The sequence below is a fragment of the Pandoraea terrae genome, assembly GCF_902459695.1.
Taxonomy (GTDB): Bacteria; Pseudomonadota; Gammaproteobacteria; order Burkholderiales; family Burkholderiaceae; genus Pandoraea; species Pandoraea terrae.
Genome location: NZ_CABPRZ010000051.1, coordinates 1 through 7,089, shown reverse-complemented (window position 1 = coordinate 7,089; position 7,089 = coordinate 1). Strand labels below are relative to the sequence as shown.

The following is a 7,089-nucleotide window of genomic DNA, read 5'->3' as shown; positions in this document are numbered from 1 at the left end:
CGCGGCAGCGGGCGGCTTCGACGTGCGCGGGCTCGGATTGGCTTGCGAGGCGATCGAATGCGTCGCGCCCGAGGAAACCCTGTCGATTGCCCCCGCGCAGCAGGATGGCGCAGCGCAGATGGGGGGCCTCGGGCAGCGCGAGGTTCACGGGATCGGGGGCGTGCGCCAGAGAGGGCAGGGCGCTGCGGAAGACCTCGCTGAAATCGACGTAGGCGTCGTCATCGGCGGTGGTCAGCAGGGCCGTGAGTTCGGCGTTGGCGACGATGTAGCCGAGTTCGGCGGCCTTGTGGCGGGCATTGAGGGGCACGACCACGCAGCCGAGCAAGGCGATGCCGAAGAGCGCCTCGATGAACTCGCCGCTGTTGGTGGTCATGAGGCCGACGTGCTGGCCGGGGCGCACGCCGAGTGCGAGCAGTGCGCGTGCGACCCGGGTTGCGCCATGCAGGAGTTGCGCATAGGTGTGGCGCCGGTCGGGGAACACCACCGCGTCGCGCTGCGGATGAAGCGCCGCGGCGCGCACCAGTAAATCGCCCAGGGGCGACGCCTCACACCACGAAACAGGCTCGGTCATTGAAAGTCTCCTCAAGTGCTTTTCGCGGAACATCATACGATGGCCATGGGGTGCGGTCAACATGTGTGTTGATTGCGCGATTTTGTTGACACTTGTGTTGACTGCGCTTATTCTCAACACAAATGTTGACTGAGGGTGGAGGCCCCGATGAATCTTCAAACGAATGATGCGAACGTGCAGCAGCTCATCTTCGCCGAGCAGATTCGGCGGCTGCTTTTTGACTACGCGTTTCACCTGGACATGAATCACCCGAAGGAGCTCGCGAGCCTGTTCGAGGAGGACTGCCTTGTGGTCTATGGCCCGAACTTCGGGGCCGCGGGGCGCGAGGCGTATGCGAAGACGCTGGAGGGCATCGGGACGTTCTTTGAGGCGACGAGTCACCACGTCTCGAACATCAGTATCGACTTCACGGGCGAGAACGAGGCGAGCGTGCGCTCGGTGCTCTACGCGTGGCACCGCTACCGCAAGCAGCGGCCTGACGGGATCCTGTGGGGGCAGTACCACGATGTGGTCGTTCGCGTCGACGGCCAGTGGCGCTTCAAGCGGCGTGAGCTGCGCACGACGGGTGTGCAGGATTTTCACGTCAAGGAAATGATCCCGATCGGACGAGCCTGACATGGAAAACCAGACCATTCCCCAATACCGCAGCATTCGCGTGGAGCACCGTGGGCCGGTGACGTGGCTGATTCTCAATCGTCCCGACAAGGCGAACGCGCTCTCGAACGAGATGCTCGATGAATTCTCCGACGCGCTGCGGCGATTGGCGCACGAGGGCGGCCCCGTAATTGCCATTCGTGGCGAAGGCCGGGGGTTCTCGTCGGGTTACGATCTCGATCAGGTTGGCAAACTGGGAGCCAGCGTCGACCCGGTGGCCGACCGGGAGCGCCTCAGGCGCAACGTCGAGCGTTACCTGGCCATGTGGGATCACCCAAAGCCGATCATCGCGGCGGTCCATGGATTCTGTATCGCCGGGGCAACCCAGATGTGCGTTTTCGCGGATATCACGGTGGTGGCCGACGACGTTCGCATCAGCGAGCCGAAGCTGCCGATCGGCGGCGGTTACATCGCGCCGCTCTGGGTGCCGCTCGTCGGGCCCAAGCGCGCGAAGGAGCTGGCCTTTGTGCCCGGGAACAGCATCGATGGACCGACTGCCGTCGAGTGGGGCTGGGCCAATCATTGCGTGCCGGCCGATCAGCTCGTCACGGTGGTGGAAGATCTTGCCGCGCGCATCGCCAGGATTCCCCCCGAGGTGCTGCGCATCAAAAAGCTGTCAATAAATCGCGCCGCCGAATCGATGGGATTCAGGGACGCGGCCGCCGCGGTCTCGGAGATGGACGCTTTGCTTCACCTGGCGCCCGCTGTCGTGGAACTCAAGCACTGGATCGGCGAGGTCGGTCTGAAAGAGGCCATTGCGACCTACAGCGTGCCGTCGACAACTCCCCTCACCGTTACCGGTTTGTTGAATCGAAAGGAGCAATCTTAATATGTCGGATATCGAATTTTCCATCGAGGGTCACGTCGCCCATGTGCGACTCAATCGCCCCAAAGCGCTTAACGCCATCAACGCCGGTATGGATCAAGCCTTGCTGGAGGCGTGGCAGGAGATCAACCGTAATCCGGATATCTGGGTGGCCATCCTCTCGGCCGAAGGGGAGCGTGCGTTCTGTGTCGGTGCGGACGTCAGCGGCGGTGCGGAGCGCCCGTCGCGAATGGCGTTGGGGGGCGGACTCACTGGCGTCGGAGGACCAATGGTAACGCTCAAGAAACCCCTGGTGGTTGCGGTGCAGGGCTATGTCCTGGGCGGCGGCTTCGAGCTCGCCATGTGTGCCGACGTCATCGTGGCGGCGACCACGACGCAGTTTGGATTGCCGGAGACCAAGGTGGGCATCATGGGAGAGGCCGGCATTATGCATCGGGCCATCCGTCAACTGCCGCACCGCGTCGCATTGGCGATGATCCTCACCGGCGATCGAATGGGCGCAAAGGACGCGCTCGGCTACGGACTGGTCAACGAAGTCGTCGAGCAGGAAGCGCTGCTCGAAACGGCTGCCCGCTGGGCGGAGAAGATCGTCTCGGCATCGCCGCTCGCGGTTCAAGCCGCCAAGGACGCCGTGCTCGGGCGGCTGGATTGGCCTCTGGACGTTGCGCTGGCGACTCGTTTCGAGCCGATCGAGGCGTACGCATATAGCGAGGACCGGATCGAGGGGCGCAAGGCATTCGCCGAAAAGCGAAAGCCTGAATGGCGAGGGCGGTGAAAAACGTGCCCACGCAGGCGTGAAATGCGTTGGGCGAGCCACTTTCTGAGGTGGGCGCGGGAGATGCCGTACGGGAGTCCGTAGCGGCCCCCGTCCCGCCGGACTGGGGCGGTTGAGAGCGACGGTTGGGAGGTAAATCATGTCTGGAACCAATTCAGGGCACATCCGGCGCGATGCCGGCATGGAACACGGAGCGCGCGCGGGGGAGGATCAGATGTCCCGCGAACCGACAAACCAGAAGTGGTTTCGGCAAGTGCTGGGGCAGTATCCGACGGGCGTGTGCGTGATTACGGCAACCGAACCGGGCGGGCGGGCTGCGGGCATGGCTGTCGGATCGTTCACGTCGGTCTCGCTGGACCCCCCGCTTGTCGCATTCCTGCCGGATCGCAGTTCGACGAGCTGGCCAAAAATCGAAAGCGCGGGCCGCTTCTGCGTCAATATCCTCTCGGCCGAACAGGAGGCTGTGTGCCGGCGCTTCGCATCGAAGGCCGCGGACAAGTTTGAGGGACTTTCATACCGGATGTCGGGAGCCGGGTCACCGATCATCGATGACTCGGTCGCGTGGATCGATTGCGATCTGCATTCTGTACAGGAAGCCGGGGATCACTACATTGTCGTGGGGCTCGTTCGGGAGCTCCAGATCGAGTCGGCCGATCTCCCGCTGCTGTTTTTCCAGGGCGGCTACGGACGATTTTCTCCCTTCTCACTGGCCGCGCCGGACACACTGGGCACTATCACGGAGCAACTTCGTCACGTCGATATGGCCCGCCTCGAAATGGATCGCCTTGCGTCGGACCTCTCTGCACGCTGCATTGCCACAGCGCGCGTGGACGATGAGCTTGTCATTGCCGCAAGTGCCGGGCAGACCGCGAAAGCCTCCGTATCGACATTTGTCGGCCAGCGGTTGCCCTTCATGCCACCGACCGGCTCCGTCTTCGCTGCCTGGCAAAGCGACGCTGAAATCGATGCCTGGCTGAACGCAACCAGCGCACCGGCCGCACGCGACCGGTTCAAGTCCTCGCTGAAGGTCGTTCGAGAGCGTGGATATTCGTTGGGCTTGATCAATGAGGCGCAGCGTCTGTTTGTCACGACACTGGCTCAGAACGCAAACCCGCGCGCGCCGGACCTGGCGCTTCGTGAGCTGATACAGAACCTCTCTTACGACCCGGTCGAGCTGAATCCGGAGGTGCACAAAGATGTCCGGCTGATCTCGGTCCCGGTGTTCGGACCAGCGGGGGACGTGGTGCTCGCGCTCACTTTGTACGAGTTCCCGAGACCGGATGGCGGAGCCGGCGTTGGCCCGTATATCGACCGCGTCCGTGAAGCCGCGGCGCGGGTCACGCAAAAGCTCGGCGGCGTCTCCGGTGGCGGCTCGCAGGAATAACCGGATCACACGACCGCATGGACCGGAGCGGCGACTTGTTTCGAGGCTCCGTGTCCCCCTCTTCTGCTCAACGTAGGTGTTGACAGATTCGCCGGAGCAGGCTAGCATTTTTGCTGGCCGCTGCTGCATGCGCGTGTTATTTCTTATTATCCAGCTTATTATGAATGAAGATAGCGTCATTTCTCGTAGACGCAAGACGGCGCTTACCGATGGGAGTGCCGATTACAAGGTCAAGCGGGACGAGTTGGTAGGGGTCGCCGCAAAGTTGTTCAAGCAGAAGGGGTACCGAGCCACGACGCTTGGCGACGTTGCCAAGCATTCGGGCCTGGACCGAGCCACGCTGTACTACTACATCAGCAGCAAGGAAGAGCTGCTCCAGGAAGCGGTCAAGGGCGTGCTCGATAACAATCTCGCCGAGGCCGAGCGTCTTTTGCGCACGAAAACACTGGATGCCCGGGAAAAGTTGCTGCGGATCTTCGAAATCCTCATGGCCTCGTACGAGGAGAACTACCCGCACACCTACGTGTACATCCAGGAATTGATGCAAAAGGTTGATGTCGATCCCACGCCTTGGGCGAAAGACATGGCGAAGCAGACGCATCGCTTCGAGGGCATCGTCATGACGCTCATCAATCAATGCGTGGCAGACGCTGTTTTTCGGGACGACGTGCCGGTTGACCTTGCCGCCAACGCGTTATTTGGCATGTTCAACTGGACACACCGATGGTATAAGCCTGGTGGCAAACAGACCGCACGGAATATCGCTGAAGCTTTCTGCAAGATTTTCTGTGACGGCATGCAGCAGAAAAAGACCCGGCCCGGCGCAGAAGAGCGCGTGCGGAGCACGTCCACACGCGCCAAGTCGCGGTAAGCGAGATTCTATCGCTCCAGAAAACTACGTCGGGCTGACATATTCCATCACTTCCAGGTCGAACCCGGAGATGGCTTTGTATTTGACCGGCGAACTCATCAGGCGCAGCTTGCGCAAACCGAGAGAACGCAGGATCTGCGACCCGACTCCGATATTGAGGAGGGTCTGGGGGCCTCCGGCCACCTTCGGAGAAGCATCCGCCTGCTTGCCTTCGGCCACGTAAATACTTTTGAGCAGATCCGGCGGCGACTCGGTGCCTGCGAGCAACACGACTACGCCGGCGCCTTCGGCCGCCACGCGGGCGAGGCAGCGACGGATGTCCCAGCCGCTGCTGCCTGGTGCCTGAATGCCGAGCACGTCGCGTACCGCGCCCGCCATCTGCACCCGTGCCAGCACGGGATTCGATGGATCGAGGCAGCCGCGCACCATGGCGAGGTGCATGTTACCGGTGATGCGATCACGATAAGCGTGGAGCACGAATTCGCCATGGGCGGTTTGCACAGGCGCTTCGTTCAGTTTCTCGATGGTGCTTTCGTGCACGACCCGGTAATTGATCAGATCGGCGATGGTCCCGATCTTCAGATCATGTTCGCGGGCAAAGCGCTCGAGGTCGGGGCGCCGGGCCATGCTGCCATCGTCGTTCATCACTTCGCAAATGACCGCGGACTCGTCAAAGCCGGCCAGACGTGCAAGATCGCACGCTGCTTCGGTGTGCCCCGCTCGCACCAGCACGCCTCCCGGTTCGGCAATCAACGGGAAGATGTGCCCCGGCTGCACGATATCGTTGGCAGTGGCCGTTTGGGCTGCCGCTACTTGCACCGTGCGGGCCCGATCCGCCGCCGAAATGCCGGTCGTAACGCCGGAGGCTGCCTCTATCGAATTCGTAAAGTTGGTGCCGAAGCCGGAGCCGTTGCGCTCGACCATCGGGCGTAGCCCCAATCGCTGGCTGCGGGCCCGGCTCATGGGCATGCAGATCAAGCCGCGCGCATGGCGTGCCATGAAGTTGATGTCATTCGCCGTGACGCATTCGGCAGCGATGATCACATCCCCCTCGTTCTCGCGGCCCTCATCGTCCATCAACACGACCATTTTGCCGTGGCGGATGTCGTTGATGATCTCGTCGATACTGTTGAATTTGAAGCTCGGCCTGGTGTCGCAACGCGCTTCGCCATCCCAAGAGCGATGTGCTGGTGTGCTGTACATTTTCAATCCTGTCATGTGCCGATTTGCTATTGCGCCCGGCCGATAGGCGTCGCAATGACGCCGGGAGTGGCGCTTCGCACGCCGCCAGATTGAGCTTCCAGGGGCCCGACTATTTCTTCCTGCGGAGTCAAGGTCGGATAGGGTCGTTCACCCCGTTTGCTGATGATCATGGGCCGCATTATCCGAGCCCTGCGGCAATGTGTCAACGCAAACGTTGACTGTCATCTCCGGCCATGAGGTTGCGGGACGTGGGGGCTGATAATCAATTTTCAACATTGATGTTGACAGAGCTTGTCTGGCGTCACATACTAGGTCACACGCAAACAGACAAGCCGAGGAAACCGATGAAATTCCATTTGATGCAGACCGGTGTGATAGGCCGTCGTTATGAGATCGAGGCCGGCATGGCGGGCCAGAGGCCGGAGTTGTACCAGCGCTTTCTGTCGGAGGTGCGGCAGTACGTGCAGCTGGCCGATGAGTTGGGGTTCGCGGGCTATTGCCAGCCGGAGCACCATTTGCAGATCGAGGGTTTCGAGATCAACAACCACCCGGGGATGTTCAGTCTCTATGTGGGGATGCACTCGAAGCGCATGAAGGCCGGGATCATGGGCTACACGCTGCCCACGCACAACCCGGTGCGGGTGGCCGAGGAGATTGCGACGCTCGACCACATGCTGCAGGGTCGGCTGTTCGTGGGGTTTACGCGTGGCTATCACGCGCGGTGGGTCGATTCGTTTGCGGCGCTTCGGGGTGTCAAGGCGACGACGGTGGATAACGCGAAGGCGCACGACGCGCAGGACGCGCT

8 protein-coding genes are annotated in these 7,089 nt (G+C 61.8%); 6 read left to right on the top strand and 2 right to left on the bottom strand.

Features of this window, described 5'->3' with window-relative positions; genetic code table 11:
• A partial coding sequence (locus tag PTE30175_RS27820) for an AMP-binding protein (RefSeq protein ID WP_150700307.1) occupies positions 1-571 on the bottom strand: 571 nt, incomplete at its 3' end.
• A 147-nt stretch (positions 572-718) separates the two neighbouring features.
• Here PTE30175_RS27820 and PTE30175_RS27815 point away from each other — a divergent pair.
• The 5 genes from PTE30175_RS27815 to PTE30175_RS27795 all read left to right on the top strand — a co-directional run bounded on the left by PTE30175_RS27815 (position 719) and on the right by PTE30175_RS27795 (position 5,081).
• Positions 719-1,186: a nuclear transport factor 2 family protein gene (locus PTE30175_RS27815; protein ID WP_150700306.1), complete on the top strand. Its 468-nt coding sequence runs from the start codon at positions 719-721 to the stop codon at positions 1,184-1,186.
• Position 1,187: 1 nt separating this feature from the next.
• A complete protein-coding gene (locus tag PTE30175_RS27810; protein WP_150700305.1) occupies positions 1,188-2,054 on the top strand; it encodes an enoyl-CoA hydratase-related protein in 867 nt (288 codons plus the stop codon).
• A gap of 1 nt (position 2,055) precedes the next feature.
• The gene (locus PTE30175_RS27805; RefSeq protein WP_150700304.1) at positions 2,056-2,826 is read left to right on the top strand and encodes an enoyl-CoA hydratase-related protein; all 771 of its coding nucleotides are present in this window, start codon (positions 2,056-2,058) and stop codon (positions 2,824-2,826) included.
• 139 nt (positions 2,827-2,965) lie between these two features.
• Positions 2,966-4,210: a flavin reductase gene (locus PTE30175_RS27800; protein WP_224789010.1), complete on the top strand. Its 1,245-nt coding sequence runs from the start codon at positions 2,966-2,968 to the stop codon at positions 4,208-4,210.
• Between the two features lie 127 nt (positions 4,211-4,337).
• The gene (locus PTE30175_RS27795; RefSeq protein ID WP_224789009.1) at positions 4,338-5,081 is read left to right on the top strand and encodes a TetR/AcrR family transcriptional regulator; all 744 of its coding nucleotides are present in this window, start codon (positions 4,338-4,340) and stop codon (positions 5,079-5,081) included.
• Between the two features lie 24 nt (positions 5,082-5,105).
• Here the strand turns inward: PTE30175_RS27795 and ribBA are convergent, their stop codons facing one another.
• The gene (gene ribBA / locus PTE30175_RS27790; RefSeq protein WP_150700303.1) at positions 5,106-6,284 is read right to left on the bottom strand and encodes a bifunctional 3,4-dihydroxy-2-butanone-4-phosphate synthase/GTP cyclohydrolase II; all 1,179 of its coding nucleotides are present in this window, start codon (positions 6,282-6,284) and stop codon (positions 5,106-5,108) included.
• Positions 6,285-6,628: 344 nt separating this feature from the next.
• Between ribBA and PTE30175_RS27785 the strand changes: the two genes are divergently transcribed.
• On the top strand, positions 6,629-7,089 hold a 461-nt coding region (locus PTE30175_RS27785; RefSeq protein ID WP_150700302.1), incomplete at its 3' end, for an LLM class flavin-dependent oxidoreductase.

Coding starts and splice junctions, on each gene's coding strand:
- PTE30175_RS27815 (WP_150700306.1), top strand. CDS start 719: ATGAATCTTCAAACGAATGATGCGAACGTGCAGCAGCTCATCTTCGCC.
- PTE30175_RS27810 (WP_150700305.1), top strand. CDS start 1,188: ATGGAAAACCAGACCATTCCCCAATACCGCAGCATTCGCGTGGAGCAC.
- PTE30175_RS27805 (WP_150700304.1), top strand. CDS start 2,056: ATGTCGGATATCGAATTTTCCATCGAGGGTCACGTCGCCCATGTGCGA.
- PTE30175_RS27800 (WP_224789010.1), top strand. CDS start 2,966: ATGTCTGGAACCAATTCAGGGCACATCCGGCGCGATGCCGGCATGGAA.
- PTE30175_RS27795 (WP_224789009.1), top strand. CDS start 4,338: ATGCGCGTGTTATTTCTTATTATCCAGCTTATTATGAATGAAGATAGC.
- ribBA (WP_150700303.1), bottom strand. CDS start 6,284: ATGTACAGCACACCAGCACATCGCTCTTGGGATGGCGAAGCGCGTTGC.